Origin of the sequence: Amycolatopsis decaplanina DSM 44594 (assembly GCF_000342005.1) — a bacterium.
Classification (GTDB): Bacteria; Actinomycetota; Actinomycetes; order Mycobacteriales; family Pseudonocardiaceae; genus Amycolatopsis; species Amycolatopsis decaplanina.
Genome location: NZ_AOHO01000077.1, coordinates 128,121 through 148,325, shown reverse-complemented (window position 1 = coordinate 148,325; position 20,205 = coordinate 128,121). Strand labels below are relative to the sequence as shown.

Genomic DNA, 20,205 nt, shown 5'->3' with positions numbered 1-20,205 from the left:
GCAGGTGTCGAATGTTTCAGCGTCGAACGGGCAGAAAGGTGGACCACACGTGGGCAGGGTGACGGTGCGGCGTCCGGTGCGGAAGATCTCCGCGACCAAGGACGTACGACGGCCCGACGCGCTCGCGGCCGAAGAACCGCTGGAGATCCGCGTCGGCGGGAAGGCACTCGCGGTCACCATGCGGACGCCCGGCAACGACGTCGAACTCGCGCACGGGTTCCTGCTGTCCGAGGGCGTGCTCACTTCCCGCGAGGACGTCGCGGTCGCGCGGTACTGCGACGGCGTCGACGACCAGGGCCGCAACACCTACAACGTCCTGGACATCGCACTGGCCGAAGGTGTCGCACCGCCGGAGACGGGCGTCGAGCGGAACTTCTACACCACGTCCTCGTGCGGTGTCTGCGGTAAGGCCGCGCTCGACGCGGTCAGGCTGCGGAGCCGGTTTTCACCGGAGAAGTCCGAGTTCACGGTCGGCACCGACGTCCTGGCGAAGCTTCCGGACACGCTCCGCGCGCACCAGAAGGTGTTCTCCAGCACCGGCGGGTTGCACGCTGCCGCCCTGTTCGACGGCGACGGGAATCTCGCCGTCGTCCGCGAGGACGTCGGCAGGCACAACGCCGTCGACAAGGTGCTCGGCTGGGCTCTGCAGGAGGGCCGGATCCCCGCGGCGGACACCGGTCTGCTGGTCTCCGGCCGTGCGTCGTTCGAACTGGTACAGAAGGCCGCCATGGCCGGGATCGGTCTACTGGCGGCGGTTTCCGCGCCGTCGTCGCTGGCCGCGGAACTGGCCGAGGAGAACGGCATGACCCTCATCGGCTTCCTGCGCGGCGACAGCATGAACCTCTACAGCGGCGAACAGCGGGTGCTGGGCCTCGGAGGCTGAAGGACGCTTTCCCCGCATCTCACGAGACGAAAGCGCCCTTCACCGCATGGCATGAGGGGAAAGTCCCCTCAGCCCTCCGTGCCGACCCAGTTGCCGTGGAAGCCGTTCGGCACCCGGTCCGGCAGGTGCACGGCGCCCACGGTTTCCAGCGTTTCCGCGTCCAAAATGGTCAGATCGCTCTTCTGCGTCGCGGGATCGTAGACGAACCCCATCAGCACGCCCTCGTCCTCGCCCGCGTCCACTGAGGACGGGACGAACACGAACTCCCCCACCTGTGCTCCGTCGCCGAACCGCTTGCTCCGGACCGACCGGTTCCACAGATCGTGCTTCAGCAAGGCACCCGAGGACGCCGATCCATCCTTTGTGGACACCGAGTAGCCGAAGCGGTGCCGTCGCCCGACCAGCCGCTCGTCGACGCGCGGGAACTCCTGGCCCTGGTCGTCGAGGCGTTCCTCGACGACCTTGCCGACGGTCAGGTCGATGGTCCAGCGGTCCAGGGTCGGCGGCCCCTCGGCCGGCCCGAGCAACTCGGTGGCGAACATCTTCGGGTGCCGGACGACGTCCAGCACGATGTCGTCGCCGTCGTCGTAGGCGTTCATCGGGTGGAACACGTAGCACGGCTCGATCTCGAACCAGCGGACGTCGCCGTTGCCGCCCTCCCGCGGCATGACACCGATCCGCGCCGGGTATTCCGGGTTCCAGCGGTACGGCAGACCGGCGTTGCCCGAGATCCGCCGGCGCAGCCGCGCGCCGAACGGGTCCGGCACCTTCACCTTGCCCACCAGCGCGGAGATCACCAGCTGGGCGGGGACGCGCAGGAAGGACGGGACGGACGCGGAGACGGCCTGCTCGGCCTCGAACGTGACCGGGAGATCGTAGAAGACGACGTGCTTCTCGGTCAGGGAGAAGTCGTGCATCATCGGCGAGCCGGCGACCTCGACGTCCACCTTGCGCCGCGCGCGGCCCTCGGCGTCGATGACCGAGTACTGCACCTTGTTGCCCCAGCCGAAGAAGTACGACACGGCGTGCAGTTCGCCGGTCTCCGGGTCGCGCTTCGGATGGGCGGTGTAGCCGCCGGGAAGGGTGCCGTCGAAGTCGCAGGCGCCGAGGGTGTCGAGTTCGTCGGTCAGTTCGAAACTGGAGGCGCCGCCCTCGATCAGCGCGAGGGTCTTGCCCGCGTGGCCGATCACGTTCGTGTTGGCCCCCATGGAGGCGACTCCGGAGACCGATCCGCCTTCCCAGCGCTCGCCGATCTCGCGTGACAGCCGGGGGTTGCGGACCCAGCGGTTGCGGTACCACTCGGCGCGGCCGTCCCGCAGCCGGACGCCGTGCACCATGCCGTCGCCCATGAACCAGTGATAGGTCGCCGGGTCCACTTCGGACAGCGGGTTCGGCCCGTTCCGCAGATAGCGCCCGTCCAGGTACTCCGGGATGTGACCGGTGACGCTCAGTTCGGTGATCGTGTGCTCACGGCTGACGGGGGCGAAGTTGCCCTCGAGGAACTTGTTGCCCATCACAGGCCCCCTGATCGATGACTGCGGCGATATAACGCGGTTATGGATACGTTTATAACAGGGTTATGGAATACTGGCAAGCATGGCACCGAAACCTTCCGCCGCCGAGGTCAAGGCCAAGCTGATCGAGGCGGCGATCCGGCTGCTCTCCGACGGCGGCCCGGAAGCGCTCCAGGCCCGCAAGCTGGCGGCCGAGATCGGCGCGTCGACCATGGCCGTGTACACCCATTTCGGCGGGATGAGCGCGCTGGTGGACGAGGTCGCGCGCGAGGGCTTCCGGCGGCTGTCGGCGAATCTGGGCGAGGTCGGGGAAACCGGCGATCCGGTGGCCGACATCCTCACCTTGGCGCTGGCATACCGGCGGACCGTGGTGGACAACCCGCAGCTCTACGCGGTGACCTTCGGACAGAGCCAGCCCAACGGGCAGAGGGCGGCGCTGGGCGACATGACCAACGAGGAAACCCGCGAGAACCTCAGCGAAGAAGGCGTGGAGGCCTTCGGCTACCTCGTCCGCGCCGCGAAACGGGTGATCGACGCCGGCCGGTTCCGGCCCGCCCCGGAGTTCGAAGTCGCCGCCCAGCTCTGGAGCGCCGTGCACGGCTACATCACGCTGGAGGTCGCCGGCCACTTCGGCGACGGCGGGAATGGCGTGGACCACATCCTGATTCCCCTGGCCACCGCCCTCGGCGTGGGTCTCGGCGACACTTACGAGGCCGCGACGCGGTCCGCACGGGTCTCGATCGAGGCGTGGCGCGCGAAAGAGGGAAACATCGGCACCTGATCCGGCGATACCCCGGTCACAGGTCGGCGAATCGTGCAACCTTCGAGCGGAAACGCACGTCTGACCTGGTAGAAGCACAACGGGGGGGAACGGGATCGGTGAACGACGACGACCAGGGGCACACGACGCTGCCGGGGGTGGACGGCGCCCGTCGGTGGCTGAGCCGTCGTTCCGTGCTGATCGCCGGCGCTTCCGGTCTCGGAGTCGCCGGGCTCGCCGCCGGAACGGCCACCGGAGCCCTGCCGTTCAGCGAAGCGCTCCAGCGGGCGCTCGGCGTCGCGTCGCCGACCCCGGCCACCCAGCTGGGCAGCCCCCGCGTCGAACGCGTCTACTCCGAAGCCCGGGGACGCGAGGTCGATCTCGTGCTGCTGCTGCCGACCAAGGCGCCGCCCAAGGGCCTACCGATGTCGCTGATGCTGCACGGCCTCCACGGCACCGCGCGGCACGCGGCCCCGACGGGGCTGCTCAAGCAACTCGGCAGCGACGTCGCCCGCAAGGCTGTGCCCCCCTTCGGGTTCGTCGCGGTCGACGGCGGCGACCACTACTGGCACGAGAACCAGCCCGGCGACAACCCGATGGCGATGCTGCTCGAAGAAGTCCCCCGCTGGCTGGCCGCACGCGGCCTCGGCGGCCAGGACGGACAGCCGTTCGCCGCCACCGGGCTTTCGATGGGCGGCTTCGGCGCACTGCTGTACACCCGGCGACGTCTGGAACGCCGTCGCCCGCCCGCCGCGGTCGCGGCGCTCGCGCCCGCCCTGATCACGTCGTGGGCGGAGATGAGCAAACGGCGCGCGTTCCGCGACGCCGCCGACTGGGGCTCGCTGGATCCGTTGCGCCACATCGATGTCACCAAGAGCGTGCCGACGGGGATCTGGTGCGGGACCGAAGACCCGTTCATCGGCGGGGTGCGGAAGTTCATCTCCGAAGCGCGGCCCATGGTCGCCCACACCGCGCGCGGCAAGCACGGCGACACCTTCAACCGCACGGTCGTGCCGAGCCTGATCGCGTTCCTCGGCAAACACGTCCCGAAGAGGGCCTGACGTCCGTTCAGACGCGGAAGTAGATCCTGGTCACGGTCGAGCCCGGTCTCCGGTACTGCCGGACCAGATCGGCGACCTGGTTCACGAGCACCAGACCGCGTCCGCCGATCTGTCCCGGCGAGGCGGGACGACGGCCCGCCAGCGGATCGCTCAGTGTGCCTTCGTCGATGACCTCGCAGAGCACGTGGTCCTCGTCGCGCCAGACACGGACGACACCGTGACCCGAACCGTGCAGCACACTGTTGGCCGACAATTCCGCCACGGCTAGTACGAGGTCGTCCACCCGGCCCGGGGCGAGTCCGCTCTCCTCGGCCCGGTTCTGCGCGAAGTGGCGCACCGCGGCGAGCCTGGCGAGGTCGAAGCGGAACGCGTCGGCCGCCAGCGGCTCGGGCAGCGGCAGGTTGTACTTGTCGATGACCGCGTCGGGGGCGTACCGCTCGCTCGGGCGATCGCCGCCCGAGCCGGAGAGGATCGGGTGAGTGCGCTCGGCATCGGCGAGGACGTCGTCTTCGAGCCGGGTCCGGTCGTACGGGCACAGGATGCCGAGGTCACGGCCGCCGAAGGCGAAGTTGATCAGCGCCTCGTGCTGCGCGCACGCCGGGTACTCGATGGTCGACCGGCCCGCCCAGATCGGCTCGCCGATGATCCGGACCGGACCCGGCCGGTTGTCCGCGAACGCGAGCAGTACGCCGGGGATGATGCGGCCCGGGTTGCGGCCCGCTTCGGTCATGTCGATGAGTTCGACCTCGGCGGCGGCATCGCCCAGGGCGGCCTCGATCAGCGTCAGGTTCCGGCCCGGCACGGCCACCGCGACGGGCTCGTCGAGCTTCAGCCCCTCCAGGATGTACGGAACCGTGCCATCCAGGTACTCAGAGTCACAAGAGTAGAGCAGGCCCACATGAGAGAAGGGACCCACGGTGACTGTCACGGACTCGTCATACCCCGTCGAGGTGATTCTGAAACCCCGCTAATGGAGGAAAGTCCGAAAATAGTGTCGGCTGATCAGCCGAGCCAGCGCCCCGCCATCGAGATCAACCAGAATCCGGCGAGCGTCGCACCGGTGAACAGTCCGGTCCACGCGACGAGCGACTGGTTCGCCTCCGCGCTTCGCGCCGCCTTGATCCGGATGAGCGCGTACGCCGAAACGGCGAAAAACGGCAGCGGGATCAGCGGAAGTGGCGACAAGCGGACGACACCGGCCACCAGGCAGGTCGCCACCAGGACGCCCAGTGCGATCGTCAGCGCGCGCGGGATCCACGGATGCCCGCGGTAGGCCCCGACGACGATGCGTTCGGTGAGTTCGACGAGTCCCCTGACCTCGCGTGGACTCGCGGCTGCCAGTTCGGGAGCCTCGTTTTCGTCCTTCGTGGGAGTCAGCGGCACCATCGCATCCTATCCCGGTCCGGTCACCGGCCGGACCGGGCCGGAGAAACCGATGCCCCGGCCGGAAGAATCAGGCCGGGGCATCGGTGACGACAGCGTGCTTCGAAGTGGCGATCCTTAGGCGGACTTCTCGCCGCGCTCGCTGTTGCGACGGCGTGACGGCTGACGCGCCACGATCGTCGGGTTCACGTTCTCGCGGACGGTCTGCTCGGTGATGACGACCTTCGCGACGTCGTCGCGGCTGGGGATGTCGTACATGACCGGCTGCAGGACCTCTTCCATGATCGCGCGCAGGCCTCGGGCACCGGTGCCGCGGAGCACGGCCTGGTCGGCGATGGCCTCGAGCGCGGTCTTGGTGAACTCCAGCTCCACGTTGTCCATCTCGAAGAGCTTCTTGTACTGCTTCACCAGCGCGTTGCGCGGCGTGGTCAGGATGCTGACCAGCGAGTCCTTGTCCAGGTGGGTCACCGTCGCCACGACCGGGAGGCGGCCGATGAACTCCGGGATCAGCCCGAACTTGATCAGATCCTCCGGCATGGTGTCGGAGAAGATGTCGCTCTCGTCGATCTCGGCCTTGGTGCGGATCTCCGCGCCGAACCCGAGGCCGCGCTTGCCGACCCGCTCGTTGATGATCTTCTCCAGCCCGGCGAACGCGCCGGCCACGATGAACAGCACGTTCGTCGTGTCGATCTGGATGAACTCCTGGTGCGGGTGCTTGCGGCCGCCCTGCGGCGGCACCGACGCGGTGGTGCCCTCGAGGATCTTCAGCAGCGCCTGCTGCACGCCCTCGCCGGACACGTCGCGGGTGATCGACGGGTTCTCCGACTTCCGGGCGATCTTGTCGACCTCGTCGATGTAGATGATGCCCGTCTCGGCGCGCTTGACGTCGTAGTCCGCCGCCTGGATCAGCTTGAGCAGGATGTTCTCGACGTCCTCGCCCACGTACCCGGCTTCGGTGAGCGCCGTGGCATCCGCGATGGCGAACGGGACGTTCAGCATCTTCGCCAGCGTCTGGGCCAGATAGGTCTTGCCGCAGCCCGTCGGCCCCAACATCAGGATGTTGGACTTCGCCAGCTCGACGGTCTCGTCCTTGGAATCCTTCGGCCCGGCCTTGTCGTCGGACTGCACACGCTTGTAGTGGTTGTACACCGCCACGGCCAGCGACCGCTTCGCGTCGTCCTGGCCGATGATGTACTGCTCGAGGAACTCGTGGATCTCGGCGGGTTTGGGCAGCTCATCGAGCTTGACCTCGCCGGCCTCGGCCAGTTCCTCTTCGATGATCTCGTTGCAGAGATCGATGCACTCATCGCAGATGTAGACCCCGGGGCCGGCAATGAGCTTCTTCACCTGCTTCTGGCTCTTGCCGCAGAAAGAACATTTCAGCAGGTCGCCGCCGTCACCGATCCGTGCCATGGCCGTTGACCTCGTCCCCTCCGGCGCGATACGCGCCTGACTGTCTTGCCGCCCCGGTCACGGATGACCTCTCGGAGCCTCACACACTGCCACTGACGGTACCCGTCCGATGCCGTCGGCGGGAGAACCAACGTCACATCTGAGCACGCCAGAAGCTGACCATAGACCAGGGATCCGGTGCGTGTCGTCTCCCGACACGCACCGGTCCCCTCCCGCGATCAGCTGCTCGAAGCCTTGCGGTACTCGAGCACCTCGTCGACGATCCCGTACGCCTTGGCCTCGTCGGCCGTCAGGATCTTGTCGCGCTCGATGTCCTTCTTGACCTCGTCGGCGTCCTTCTTCGTGTGCTTCGCCAGGATGACCTCCATCTGGCGCCGCACCCGCTGGATCTCGTTGGCCTGGATCTCCAGGTCCGACACCTGGCCGTAGGTGCCCTCGGTGGCGGGCTGGTGGATCAGCACCCGCGAGTTCGGCAGCGTGAACCGCTTGCCCGGGGTACCGGCGGCCAGCAGCACCGCGGCGGCCGAGGCGGCCTGCCCGATGCACATGGTGACGATGTCGGGGCGGACGTACTGCATCGTGTCGTAGATCGCCATCAGCGCGGTGAACGAGCCACCGGGCGAGTTGATCAGGATCATGATGTCGCGGTCCGGGTCCTCGTGCTCGAGGTGCAGCAGCTGGACCATCACGTCGTTCGCCGACGCGTCGTCGATCTGCACGCCGAGCATGATCTGGCGCTCTTCGTACAGCTTGTTGTACGGGTTCGATTCCTTGATGCCGTAGCTCGTGCGCTCGACGTACGAGGGCAGGACGTACCGCGACTGCGGCAGCTGGAGCCGCGACTGCATCCCGGGCGCCTGCGACCCGATCGGAAGCTGGAAGTCGTTCATTGGGATTCTCCTGTGTGCCGGGCGCGGATCAGCTGTTGGGAAGCGGGTTCTCACGCGTGAGGACCTGGTCCACGAAGCCGTAGTCCTTCGCCTCCTGCGCGGTGAACCAGCGGTCGCGGTCACCGTCCTTGACGATCTGCTCGACCGTCTGGCCGGTCTGCTCGGCGGTGATCCGGGCCAGCTCCTGCTTCCACTTGCCGAACACCTCGGCCTGGATGGCGATGTCGGAGGCCGTGCCGCCGACGCCCGCCGAGGGCTGGTGCATGAGGATGCGCGCGTGCTGCAGCGCGTACCGCTTGCCGGGCGTGCCGGAGGAGAGCAGGAACTGCCCCATCGACGCGGCCAGGCCCATCGCGTAGGTCGCGACGTCCGGGCGGATCAGCTGCATGGTGTCGTAGATGGCGAAACCCGCGGTGACCGAGCCACCGGGCGAGTTGATGTAGAAGCGGATGTCCGACTCGGAGTCGTCTGCGTCGAGCAGCAACAACTGGGCGGTGATCCGGTTCGCGACCTCGTCGTTGACCTCGGAGCCGAGGACGACGATGCGCTCCTGGAGCAACCGCTCGAAGACCGAGTCGGTGAGGTTGAGCCCCGCGGTTCCGGTCCGCGCCTCGGGCATGTGCTGCGTCACGTCTGCCTGCCTTTTCGCCGACGGCGGCCAGCCGTGCCTCGGCCGCCGCTGTATGTCCAGATGCTGTGTCCAGGTGCTGAGGATCTTGCAACCGACCCTAACGAACTTGGGCGGTGCAGAATGCCTGACACCGCCCAAGTTCGCTTACAGCTTTACGGTCCGTTTCGACCGGACCGGATATTCCCTACTCGGCCGCAGTCTTCGCGGGTTCCTCGGTGACCTGCGTCTCCTCGGCTGCGGGGCCGAAGAGCTCTTCGAGGTCGACCGTGGCGCCGGAGGCGTCGGTCACGGCGGTCTTGCGGACCACCGAAGCCAGCGCCTTGCCGCGACGGACGTCGGCGTAGATCGCGGTCAGCTGACCGGACTGCTGCGCCCGCTGGACGTACTCGTCCGGGCTGACGCCGAAGCGCTGCGCCTGGTAGATGATCCGCTCGGTGAGCTCGCCGTCGTTGACCGACGTCTGCTCGGCGTCGGCGATGCTGTCCAGCAGCAGCTGCGTGCGGACCGCCTTCTCCGACTCCTCGCGGACCTCGGTGTCGAACTCCTCGATCGTGCGGCCTTCGGCCTCCAGCGCCTTCGCGAACTGCGCCTCGTCGTGGTCGAAGGGGTGGATCGCGTCGTGCTTGCGGTTCTCGATCTCGGCCTCGAGGACCTTCTCCGGGATCGCGACCTCGGTGCGCTCGAGCAGCTCCTCGAGGACCTTGTCGCGGGCCTGGACGCCCTGCTGCATCTTCTTGACGCGGCCGAGACGCTCCCGAAGGTCGGCCTTCAGCTCGTCGACCGTGTCGAACTCGCTCGCCATCTGGGCGAACTCGTCGTCCGCCTCGGGCAGCTCGCGCTGCTTGATGGTCTGCACGGTGACGGTGACGTCGGCGTCCTTGCCGGTGTGCTCGCCGGCGACCAGCTTCGTGGTGAAGGTCTTGGTCTCGCCCGCGTTCGCGCCGATGATCGCCTCGTCGATGCCGTCGACGAGCTGGCCGGAGCCGATCTCGTAGGACAGGCCGGTGGTCGAGGCCTCCTCGACCTCCTGGCCGTCGACGGTGGCCGCGAGGTCGATCGAGACGAAGTCGCCGTTCTCGGCCGGGCGGTCGACACCGGTCAGCGTGCCGAAGCGGGCGCGCAGCTCGTCGAGCTGCTCGTCGACCTCGGCGTCGGTCAGTTCGACGTCGTCGACGCTGACCGCGAAGCCCTCGAGGTCGGGCAGCGAGATCTCCGGGCGGATGTCGACCTCGGCGGTGAACTCGAGGACCTCGCGGTCCTCCAGCTTGGTCACCTCGAACTCGGGCTGGCCCAGCGTGCGGACCTCGCCCGCGCGCACGGCTTCCATGTACTTGGCCGGAATGACCTCGTTGACGACCTCGTCGAGCACCGGGGCTCGCCCGATCCGGCTTTCCAGCACGCGAGCCGGCGCCTTGCCCGGGCGGAAGCCGGGAATGCGCACCTGCTGGGCGATCTTGCGGTAGGCGCGGTCGAAGTTCGGCTTGAGCTCGTCGAACGGCACCTCGACATTGATCTTGACTCGCGTCGGGCTGAGCTGCTCGACGGTGCTCTTCAACGTATTCTCCTCGAGCGGTAAACGATGTGTTTGAGCATCCGCATGTCGTCGACGGCGGATGTGCCCTGGTCACCTTGCAGACCGGGCCGTCCGAGTCTAGGCCGTGTCCCTCTCCGGCCCGGGCCCGGGGCCATCACCATCGCGTCCAGCCCGTCCTCTCTCACCGATCACAGCTTCCGGGCGTCGTCAGACGAACAGGCCGTGGACCACCCGATCGGACCAGTTTTCGGTTCTTCTCTGTTACGAACCCGCCCTTTCCTGGACACGGATGCATGCCACGCTTCACCATCGGGCGCCGTGACGAGGCGTTTCGGCAATCGGATGAAGTTTACAAACCAGTACTAGTTGTCTACGGTGTGACAGCTTGTCCCGGTAGCCATCGACCGAGGGGAACGATCGATGACCGTCGCCGTAACCCGGTCCGAGGACACGGGGGAAACACCCGAGAGAAGACCGAGACGCGGTGTGCCCAGCCCGCGGATCCCGTTGCCGGTGGTCTCGGTGCCGACGGTGTTGTTGTTCACCGGCGGCGTCATGGTCTGGACGGGCGCCACCTGGCTGGTCGTCAACGAGGCCGCGCCGCTCTGGGTGACCATTCCCCTGCACGCGCTCGTCACCTTCACCATGTTCACCGTGCTGCACGAGTCGACGCACCACGCGGCCGGACAGCTCACCTGGGTCAACGAACTGCTCGGCAGGCTCGCGATGCCGTTCGTGGCGGCCTACGGCTCCTTTCCCCTGATGCGCTACATCCATCTGGAGCACCACCGCAACACCAACGAGGACGCCCACACCGATCCCGACGCCTGGACCGCGCACGGCCCCTGGTGGCAGCTGCCGCTGCGCTGGCTGACCATCGACTTCTGGTACTCCCGCTTCTACGTGGCGAGGCAGCGCACGCGGCCGCCGTCGGAGCGGATCGAGACCGCGGCCGTCGTCGCGCTGAGCCTCACCGCGTTCGCCTGGCTGACCGTGAGCGGCCACGGCTGGGAACTGCTGATGGTCTACCTGATCCCGCAGCGCGTCGGACTGGCCGTGCTGGCCTGGTGGTTCGACTGGCTGCCGCATCACGACCTCGGCGCACGGCGGCAGGACCGGTTCGGCGCCACCCGCGTCCGCGTCGGGCTCGAATGGCTGATGACGCCGATCATGCTGTGCCAGAACTACCACCTGGTGCACCATCTCCACCCGGCGGTCCCGTTCTACCGCTACCTGCGCACGTGGAAGGACAACCGCGACGCCTACCTCGCCAGGGACGTCCCGATCGCGACCCCGTGGGGCCGTGAGCTGACGTCGTCGGAGTACCGCGAATGGCGTCAGCTCACCGGCTCGTTCGACGAGGAACCGCCCGCACCCCAGCCCCGGCGGCCGAGCCGGTTCCACTCGCTGCGGGTCGCCGAGGTCCGGCCGTTGTGCGAGGGTGCCGTCACCGTGACGTTCGACGTGCCGGAACGGCTGCGGGAGACCTTCCGGTTCACCCCGGGCCAGCACCTCGTCATCCGCGCGGAGGTCGACGGGGAAGAGGTGCGGCGTGCCTACTCGATCTGCTCGACACCGGACTCCGGCGTACTGCGGATCGCGATCAAGCACCAGATCGGCGGCGCGTTCTCGACGTTCGCCACCACGGAACTCGCCGCGGGCGACGTACTGGACGTCCTGCCTCCGGACGGTGAGTTCACCCTCGCCCCGGCGCGGGGCCGGACCGGCCGGTACGTCGCGATCGCCGCGGGCAGCGGAATCACGCCGATCCTGTCGATCCTGACCGCGACCCTGCAGGACGAGCCGAACAGCAAGGCGACCCTGCTCTACATCAACACCTCCGGCGCCAGCACGATGTTCGCCGGCGAACTCGGCGCCCTCGCCGCGCGGCTGGGTGGACGGCTGCACGTCGTGCACTACCGCACCGACGAACGCGACCCGGACCTGCGCACGCAACGGCTCGAGAAGCCGTTCGACATCGTCGGCGAGGCGCTGGCCATCTCGCACGAGCGCTACCAGCGCGGCCGCCTCGACGGCACCCGCCTCCGCGCGCTGCTGCAGGCGCGGCTGCACCCGGCGAAGGTGGACGACTGGTTCCTCTGCGGCCCCCGCGACCTCGTCGACATGGCCCGCCGGACGCTGGCGGACCGGGACGTCCCCGAGGAGAACGTCCACTTCGAACTGTTCCAGGGCGCGCTTCCCGTCCGCCCCTCGCGGCGGCCGGGACCGACGCTGACGGTGACCGCGGGCGGGAAGACCGTCGAAATCCCCGCGACGGTGGGAGAAACCGTGCTCAGCGCCGCGCTCCGGCACGGCGTCGACGCGCCGTACGCGTGCGTCGGCGGGGCGTGCGGCACGTGCCGGGCGACGGTGGTGGGGGGCAGTGCGCGGATGGACGTGCACTACGCGCTCGGGGACGAGGAGGTCGCGGCGGGGCGGATCCTGACCTGCCGGGCGGTGGCGACCTCGCCCCAGCTCGATGTGGACTACGACCGCTGATCCTCCCTCTTCGCAATTCGTCACCTACTTGCGGCTTTTCGGGTGCCGTCGGAGCCCGGCCTGTCCCCACCGTCAGACCTTTCCGTGACCAAGGCACACAGCGGGCTCACAGGCGGGACACAACGCGCGCATACGACCGCGGCGCACGCTCGGGTCATGGCACCCGGTCCGGTCACGACCACCGGCCCGCGCCGGCGGACCCGGCCCGGGCGGCTTTCCCTGCGCGCCAAGCTGACCGGATCGATGGTGCTGCTGCTCACCTTCGTCTGCCTGGTGATCGGCGTCGCCAGCGAGATCGCCCTGCGGTCGTTCCTCACCCGTCAGATCGACGGTCAGCTCTCGGCCGCGTCGGCCCGTGCCCACGACTTCGCGAACCGGCCGCCGGAGGACGGCCTCGGCCCCAACCCGCTCAACGCGCCGGGTCAGGCTTCCGGGACGCTCAGCGCGCGCTTCTCCGGTGACCGGGTGTTGTACGCGGGAGTCCTTACCGTGCAAGGACTTCCCCAAGGGCTGTCGGCCGGCCTGGAGGCAGGCCTGTTCGCCGTCCCGGCGGATCGGCCGCCGATGACGATGACGCTCGGCGGTCTCGGCGACTACCGCGTGCAGGCCGTCTCGATCCCCGGCGGCGTGGTCGTCACCGGGCTCCCTCTCGGACCGATGCAGGACACCTTGACCACCGTCGGCTGGATCCTGTTCGGGGTCGCGGCGGCGGGGGTCGCCGGTGCCGGGTTCCTCGGCGCGTTCGCGGTCCGGCGCACGCTGCGGCCGCTCGACCGGGTCGCGGCGACCGCGGGCCGGGTGTCGGCGATGCGGCTCGACCGCGGTCAGGTCGCGCTTTCCGTGCGAGTGCCCGAGATCGACACCGATCCGCGTACCGAGGTCGGCCAGGTCGGTTCGGCGCTGAACCTCATGCTCGGGCATATCGCGCAGGCCCTGGAAGCCCGGCAGGCCAGCGAAACCCGGGTCCGCCGGTTCGTGGCCGACGCGAGCCACGAACTCCGCACCCCGCTCGCGGCGATCCGCGGATACGCCGAACTCGCCGGCCGCGGCAGCGCGCCGGCGCCGCCGGAGGTCGCGCACTCGATGTCGCGGATCCAGTCCGAGGCCGCCCGGATGACGACACTGGTCGAGGACCTTCTCCTGCTGGCGAGGCTCGACGCGGGGCGGCCACTCGAAGCGGGTGAGGTCGACCTCTCCCGGCTGGCCGCGGACGCGGTCGGCGACGCGCATGTCGCGGGCCCGGGTCACCGCTGGGAACTGCGGCTCCCGCCGGACCCCGTACTCGTCCGCGGCGACGTCCAGCGCCTGCACCAGGTTTTGGCGAACCTGCTGTCCAACGCGCGCACGCACACCCCGCCGGGCACCACGGTGATCACCGCGCTGACCCGCTCGCACAGCGGGGCCGCGGTGCTCACCGTCACCGACGACGGTCCCGGTATCGCCCACGAACTCCTGCCGAGCGTGTTCGAACGCTTCGCCCGCGGCGACTCCTCCCGGTCACGGATAGCGGGCAGCACCGGGCTCGGGATGGCGATCGCGTCGGCCATCGTCGTGGCCCATCACGGCACGATCGAGGTGCACAGCCGTCCGGGGCGCACCGAGTTCGCCGTCCATCTGCCGGTGATCGGATCCTCACAGCGGGTGCACAGCGTCGGCACAACCACACCCCAGGTCGGCCCCCGACGCTGAGGCCATGACCCTCCTCGCCTCCCGCGACGAAGCCGATCGAACCGCTCCCCCCGCCCGAGGCAGGCCCACCGACCCGCGCTGGGTCCGGCCGTCCTTGGCCGCGCTCCTGCTCGCGACCGCCGTCCTGTATCTCTGGAACCTCGGCGAATCCGGCTGGGCCAACGCCTTCTACTCCGCGGCAGCGCAGGCCGGGTCACTGAGCTGGAAGGCGCTGTTCTTCGGTTCCAGCGACGCCGCGAACGCGATCACGGTCGACAAGACACCGGCCGCGTTGTGGGTGATGAGCCTTTCCTCGCGCTTGTACGGCGTCAACGCCTGGAGCATCCTGGTGCCGCAGGCTTTGATGGGCGTCGGCTCGGTGGCGTTGCTGTTCGCCTCGGTGCGACGAACGTCCGGTCCGGCCGCGGGTCTGCTGGCGGGCATCGTTCTCGCGCTCACCCCGGCCGCCGCACTGATGTTCCGGTTCAACAACCCCGACGCGCTGCTCGTCCTGCTCTTGACCGCGGGCGCCTATTGCGTCGTCCGCGCGCTGGAGAAGGCGAGCCCGCGTTGGCTGGCACTGGCCGGTGTCGCTGTCGGCTTCGGCTTCCTCGCCAAGATGCTGCAGGCGTTCCTGGCGCTGCCCGCGTTCGGCCTCGCCTACCTGATCGCCGCGCCGACCTCGCCGGGCCGTCGCCTGCTGCATCTGCTCGGCGCGTTAAGCGCAACCCTCCTCTCAACTGGCTGGTATCTCGCCGTCGTCGCGCTGTGGCCCGCCGCCGACCGGCCGTACATCGGCGGCTCGCAGGAGAACAGCCTGTGGGAACTCGCTTTCGGCTACAACGGTCTCGGCCGCATCACCGGCGACGAGGTCGGCAGTGTCGGCGGAAACCCCAACGGCGGCTGGGGCGGCACGGGCTGGGACCGGTTGTTCGGCAGCGAGATGGCGGGCGGGATCGCCTGGCTGCTTCCGGCCGCCGTCGTCGCGCTGGCCGCCGGTCTGTGGTTCACCCGCCGTGCCCCGCGCACCGATCGCGGGCGCGCGGCGCTGATCGTCTGGGGCGGCTGGTTCCTGGTGACCGCCGTGGTGTTCAGCTACATGGGCGGCATCATCCACGCGTACTACACGATCGCGCTCGCCCCGGCGGTCGCCGCGCTCGTCGGGATCGCGAGCGCACAGTTGTGGCGAGCACGGGGGAATCCGGCCGCCGCCGGAACCTTGAGCGCGGGCATCGGGTTGACCGCGTTGACGGCGTATTTCCTGCTGTCGCGGCAATCCGACTGGCTTCCCGGACTGGCGATCGCGATCCTCGTGGCCGGTCTCCTATGCGCCTTCCTGGTGTTCTTCGCCTCACGATTGCCCGACGCGGCAAGGCGTCTGGTCGCCGTCGGCACGCTGGTCACCGTTCTCGCGGGCACCGGCGCGTACACGGTCGCGACGGCCGCCACCCCGCATTCCGGCGCGCTTCCTTCCGCCGGTCCGGAAACGGGCCGGGGGATGCGGATGGGCGGCCCCGGCGGACTGCTCGGAACAAGCTTGCCCGGCGAAGATCTCGCCGCCCTGATCCGGCAGGACAGCGCGAAGTACACCTGGGCGGCGGCGACCGTGGGCTCCAACAACGCGGCGGGCTACCAGCTCGGCAGCGGGGCGCCGGTGATGGCCGTCGGCGGTTTCAACGGCACGGACCCGGCTCCCACGCTGGAACAGTTCCAGGAATTCGTCCGGAATGGACAGATCCACTACTTCCTCGGCGAAGGCATGATGATGCGCGGGGAGACCGGCAGCGACGCCGCCGAGCGGATCGCCGCCTGGGTCGCGGAGACCCACACACCGACCACTGTGGACGGTGTCAACGTCTACGACCTGAGCCGGTGAATCCCGTGACAGGACACAGCGACAGCACAGCTCGGACACAAGGCGACCTCAGCGCGATGACCGAGATTGACGCTATGCCAACCGCGATCCTCTCCGGCGCCGGCACCGGCCGCCGCCCCGCCATCGCCCCGGACGGCTCCCCCGTCCTCGACGTCGTCATCCCGGTCTACAACGAGGAAACCGACCTCGAACCGTGCATCCGGCGACTGCATGCCCACCTCGTGGAGCAGTTCCCGTACCCGTTCCGGATCACCGTCGCGGACAACGCCAGCACCGACGGCACCCTGCGGATCGCCGAACGCCTGAGCCGCGAGTTCGAAGACGTCGAAGTCCGCCACCTCGAAGAAAAAGGCCGCGGCCGGGCACTGCGGTCGGTCTGGTCCACTTCGGACGCTCCGGTGCTCGCCTACATGGACGTCGACCTCTCGACCGATCTGGCCGCGCTCGGACCGCTCGTCGCGCCACTGCTGTCCGGCCATTCCGACCTCGCCATCGGCAGCAGGCTCGCCCGCGGCGCGCGGGTGGTGCGCGGGCCGAAGCGGGAGTTCGTTTCCCGCTGCTACAACCTGATCCTGCGCGGCACACTGGCCGCGAGGTTCAGCGACGCGCAATGCGGGTTCAAGGCGATCCGCGCCGACGTCGCCGAGCGGCTGCTCCCGCACATCCAGGACACCGGCTGGTTCTTCGACACCGAACTGCTCGTCCTGGCGCAGAAAGCCGGCCTGCGGATCCACGAGGTCCCGGTCGACTGGGTGGACGACCCGGACTCGTCGGTGAACATCATCGCCACCGCGACCGCCGACCTCAAAGGCATCGCCCGGTTGACCAAGGCGACGCTGACCGGGCAGATCCCGATCAGCGGCCTGCGCGAACAACTCGGCCGCGCGCCGATCCAGGTTCAGGCACCGGGCGTGGCGCCGAGCCTGGTGCGGCAACTGGTGCGGTTCGCCGCCGTCGGCGTCGCCAGCACCATCGCCTACCTCGTGCTGTTCCTGCTGCTGCGGACGTTCACCGGCGCGCAGGCGGCGAACCTCGTCGCGCTGCTGGTGACGGCGATCGGCAACACCGCGCTCAACCGGCGCCTGACCTTCGGCATCCGCGGCAGGCAAGGAGCCGGGCTGCACCAGTTCCAAGGCCTCATCGTGTTCGGCCTCGGGCTCGCGCTCACCAGTGGCGCGCTGGCGCTGCTGCACACGATGACCGCGCCGGGGCTGACGCTCGAAATCACCGCGCTCGTGCTCGCGAACCTCGCGGCCACCGTCCTGCGCTTCCTGCTGCTGCGCGGCTGGGTGTTCCGCCGCCGGCCCGCCACCGAGATGGAGAGCTGATCCATGACCACCGCACTCGCTTCACGGGTGGAACCCGGCCGCGTCGAAGAAAGCGCCACGCAGCCGCCCGGCCGTTGGGTCCGGCCCGCGGTCTTCGGGCTGCTCGCCGCCACCGCGCTGCTGTACTTCTGGAACCTGACCGCCTCCGGCTACGGCAACTCGTTCTACGCGGCGGCGGTGCAGTCCGGCACGCAGGACTGGAAGGCGTGGCTGTTCGGCTCCCTCGACGCCGGGAACGTGCTGACCGTCGACAAACCCCCCGCCGCGCTCTGGGTCACGACGGCATTCGCCCGGCTCTTCGGCTTCTCCAGCTTCACCGTGCTGGCCCCGCAGGCGCTGATGGGGGTCGCTTCGGTCGGCCTGCTGTATCTGACGGTGAAGCGGACCTCCGGACCGGTCGCGGGCCTGTTCGCCGGGGCGGCGCTCGCCGTCACGCCGGTCGCCGCGCTCATGTTCAAGTTCAACAACCCCGACGCGCTGCTGACACTGCTGCTGATCACCAGCGGGTACTGCACGATCCGCGCGATCGAAAAGGCGAGCCCGCGCTGGCTGGCCTTCGCCGGCGTCGCCATCGGGTTCGGCTTCCTGACCAAGATGATGCAGGCGTTCCTGGTACTGCCCGCGTTCGGGCTCGCCTACCTGGTCGCCGCACCGACCTCGCTGGGCAAACGTCTGCTTCATCTGGTCGGAGCGGTGGTCGCGGTGATCGTCTCCGCCGGCTGGTTCATCGCACTGGTCGATCTGTGGCCGACCGGCTCACGGCCGTACATCGGCGGTTCGACCGACGACAGCCTGCTCGAACTGGCCTTGGGCTACAACGGTCTCGGCCGGATCTTCGGCATGGGCGGCGGCGTGATGGTCGGCGGCCCGGGCGGCTCCGGCGGTTCCGGCGGCGGGAACGTCGGCTTCGGCGGTGAGAGCGGCTTGACCAGGATGTTCGGCGCCAGCTTCGGCGGCGAGGTGTCGTGGCTGCTGCCCGCCGCGCTGATCGGACTGGTCGCGGGGCTGTGGTTCACCAGGCGGGCCGCCGGGACCGACCGGACGAGGGCCGCGCTGATCGTGTGGGGCGGCTGGATGCTCGTCACCGCGCTGGTGTTCAGTTTCATGAGCGGGATCGTGCACCCGTACTACGCCGTCGCGCTGGCGCCGTCGATCGCCGCCGTGGTCGCGATCTCGGGGACCTCGCTGTGGCGTGGCCGGGCGCATCTCGCGCCGCGGGTGTTCCTGTCGCTGATGATCGCGGCCAGCGCCGTCTGGGCGTACATCCTCTTGGACCGTGACGCGGATTGGCTGCCCGCGCTGCGCTGGATCATCGCCGGGCTCGGTCTGGCGACCGCCACCGTCGTCCTGGTGGGTGTGCCGCCGCTGCGCAAACTCGTCGCCGTCGTCGCGACGGTCTCCGTGCTGACCATCGGCCTCGGGACCACCGCGTACGGCATCGAGACCGCTTCGCAGGCACACTCCGGGTCGATCCCGATCTCCGGCCCGTCCACCGGTGGCGAGCGGGGAATGGGCATGGGGATGGAAGAGGGGTCCTCGGCGGAGATCGGGGCCGTACTCGCGGCGACCACGACGAAATGGGCGGCCGCGACGGCGAGTTCGCAGTCGGCGGCGAGCCTGGAACTCGCGAGCGGGAAGCCGGTGATCGGCATCGGCGGCTGGAGCGGCTCGGATCCGGCGCCGACGCTGGCGGAATTCCAGCAGTACGTGGCGAACGGCGACATCACCTACTACGTCGAAGGCGGCCGAGGCGGTGGTCCCGGTGGCGGCTCGAACGAGATCGCCGAATGGGTCGCCGCGAATTTCACCGCCACCACGGTCGGCGAGCAGACGGTGTACGACCTGCTCTCCTGAAAATGCGTCGACAGCCCTCGGGACGCACGGCGATCCTGGACGGCGTGAATCGGCCGTACCGCTGGGATCTCGTGCGCCCCGACCAGCTCGGGACGCTACTGGAACGCGCCGGAGAACCGTCGCTGTGGTTTCTCGACGAGCTGATCGAATGTGCCGCGAAAGTGATCGCCCGCGCCGGTGACGCGGATCTGTACTTCGTCGGACGATCCGCGGACAGCGTGCACGACCTGCTGAGCGGAACGCCGTGGCGGGAACGGATCCACCGGTTGCCGTTGTCGTTCGCGGGAACCCGCGACGGCCTGACGGAGTCCGATGTGGACAGGCTCCGCCGCTATCTCTCTTCGGTGGGCCTGAGCCCGCACGACCTGGCGCGCGGGCGGCCGAAGGTCTTCGTCGACCTCGTCTACACAGGACAGACGTTCACCGATCTCTACGGAGTGCTACGGGACTGGATCGACGACGACCGCGAGGCCTGGAGCATCATCCGCGGGCGGCTCCGGTTCCTCGGGATCACCATCCGGGAGCGCACGACGCCGTCGGCGTTCCGCTGGCAGCAGCACTTCGACTGGCCCGCCGGCCTGCCCGCGAACGGCGTCCGGAACATCTCGCTCGACGAGCCGGTCTGGCTCTACTTCGGGAACTCGCAGCACAAGCTCACGGCGTCGTTCCCACGGCCGCGCTGGTCGGACGAGAACGGCCGGGCGCCGGAGCATTCGGAACGGCGCGTGCGGGGGCTGGCCGAGGCGGTCGCGATCGTCGAGGCGGGGCGTTCGAAGGCGGGGCGGGATCTGCTGGTGCGGCATCTGCGGAAGGAACCGGCGATGGCGGAGAGCTGGCTGCGGACGCTGATCACGCGACTGCGCTGACCGGCCTCGTGAGTGGTGAGGACGGTTCTAACCGTCCTCACCACT

The 20,205-nt window shown here is 69.0% G+C and carries 16 protein-coding genes; 9 read left to right on the top strand and 7 right to left on the bottom strand.

The genetic code is table 11. From position 1 onward, the window contains the following. The first annotated feature begins 49 nt into the window (after positions 1-49). On the top strand, positions 50-883 hold the full coding sequence (fdhD, locus tag H074_RS34630; protein ID WP_039924103.1) for a formate dehydrogenase accessory sulfurtransferase FdhD: 834 nt from the start codon (positions 50-52) through the stop codon (positions 881-883). Positions 884-951: 68 nt separating this feature from the next. On the opposite strand, the gene H074_RS34625 is transcribed toward fdhD, so the two are convergent. Further along, complete coding sequence (locus H074_RS34625) at positions 952-2,397, bottom strand: carotenoid oxygenase family protein (RefSeq protein WP_007034754.1); 1,446 nt, start codon at positions 2,395-2,397, stop codon at positions 952-954. An 82-nt stretch (positions 2,398-2,479) separates the two neighbouring features. Here H074_RS34625 and H074_RS34620 point away from each other — a divergent pair, with 82 nt between their 5' ends. After that, complete coding sequence (locus H074_RS34620) at positions 2,480-3,178, top strand: TetR/AcrR family transcriptional regulator (protein ID WP_007034753.1); 699 nt, start codon at positions 2,480-2,482, stop codon at positions 3,176-3,178. A 98-nt stretch (positions 3,179-3,276) separates the two neighbouring features. Continuing rightward, positions 3,277-4,218, top strand: coding sequence for an alpha/beta hydrolase (locus H074_RS34615; RefSeq protein WP_007034752.1), 942 nt, complete (start codon positions 3,277-3,279; stop codon positions 4,216-4,218). 7 nt (positions 4,219-4,225) lie between these two features. On the opposite strand, the gene H074_RS34610 is transcribed toward H074_RS34615, so the two are convergent. The 6 genes from H074_RS34610 to tig all read right to left on the bottom strand — a co-directional run bounded on the left by H074_RS34610 (position 4,226) and on the right by tig (position 10,090). Next, entirely contained in the window at positions 4,226-5,146 is a 921-nt protein-coding gene (locus tag H074_RS34610; RefSeq protein WP_268744786.1) for a sensor histidine kinase, read from the bottom strand. A gap of 74 nt (positions 5,147-5,220) precedes the next feature. Next, a complete protein-coding gene (locus H074_RS34605; RefSeq protein WP_007034750.1) occupies positions 5,221-5,604 on the bottom strand; it encodes a hypothetical protein in 384 nt (127 codons plus the stop codon). A gap of 114 nt (positions 5,605-5,718) precedes the next feature. Beyond that, entirely contained in the window at positions 5,719-7,014 is a 1,296-nt protein-coding gene (gene clpX / locus H074_RS34600) for an ATP-dependent Clp protease ATP-binding subunit ClpX (protein WP_005158397.1), read from the bottom strand. Positions 7,015-7,232: 218 nt separating this feature from the next. Further along, positions 7,233-7,904 carry an ATP-dependent Clp protease proteolytic subunit gene (locus H074_RS34595; RefSeq protein ID WP_007034749.1) on the bottom strand — a complete coding sequence of 224 codons (672 nt, stop codon included), beginning with the start codon at positions 7,902-7,904 and terminating at the stop codon, positions 7,233-7,235. Between the two features lie 28 nt (positions 7,905-7,932). Beyond that, on the bottom strand, positions 7,933-8,535 hold the full coding sequence (locus tag H074_RS34590; protein WP_007034748.1) for a ClpP family protease: 603 nt from the start codon (positions 8,533-8,535) through the stop codon (positions 7,933-7,935). 184 nt (positions 8,536-8,719) lie between these two features. Further along, positions 8,720-10,090 carry a trigger factor gene (gene tig, locus H074_RS34585; RefSeq protein WP_007034747.1) on the bottom strand — a complete coding sequence of 457 codons (1,371 nt, stop codon included), beginning with the start codon at positions 10,088-10,090 and terminating at the stop codon, positions 8,720-8,722. Between the two features lie 465 nt (positions 10,091-10,555). Here tig and H074_RS34580 point away from each other — a divergent pair, with 465 nt between their 5' ends. The 6 genes from H074_RS34580 to H074_RS39745 all read left to right on the top strand — a co-directional run bounded on the left by H074_RS34580 (position 10,556) and on the right by H074_RS39745 (position 20,160). Next, positions 10,556-12,568 (top strand): fatty acid desaturase, encoded by a 2,013-nt coding sequence (locus H074_RS34580; protein ID WP_007034746.1) that lies wholly within the window; start codon positions 10,556-10,558, stop codon positions 12,566-12,568. A gap of 156 nt (positions 12,569-12,724) precedes the next feature. Next, positions 12,725-14,257: a sensor histidine kinase gene (locus tag H074_RS34575; RefSeq protein ID WP_007034745.1), complete on the top strand. Its 1,533-nt coding sequence runs from the start codon at positions 12,725-12,727 to the stop codon at positions 14,255-14,257. A gap of 4 nt (positions 14,258-14,261) precedes the next feature. Next, positions 14,262-16,112, top strand: a complete 1,851-nt coding sequence (locus tag H074_RS34570; protein ID WP_007034744.1) for an ArnT family glycosyltransferase — start codon at positions 14,262-14,264, stop codon at positions 16,110-16,112. A gap of 74 nt (positions 16,113-16,186) precedes the next feature. Further along, positions 16,187-17,440: a bifunctional glycosyltransferase family 2/GtrA family protein gene (locus H074_RS34565; protein WP_007034743.1), complete on the top strand. Its 1,254-nt coding sequence runs from the start codon at positions 16,187-16,189 to the stop codon at positions 17,438-17,440. 3 nt (positions 17,441-17,443) lie between these two features. After that, positions 17,444-19,294: a glycosyltransferase family 39 protein gene (locus tag H074_RS34560; protein ID WP_007034742.1), complete on the top strand. Its 1,851-nt coding sequence runs from the start codon at positions 17,444-17,446 to the stop codon at positions 19,292-19,294. Positions 19,295-19,338: 44 nt separating this feature from the next. Beyond that, positions 19,339-20,160, top strand: a complete 822-nt coding sequence (locus H074_RS39745; RefSeq protein ID WP_200865848.1) for a hypothetical protein — start codon at positions 19,339-19,341, stop codon at positions 20,158-20,160. The last annotated feature ends 45 nt before the right edge of the window (positions 20,161-20,205 follow it).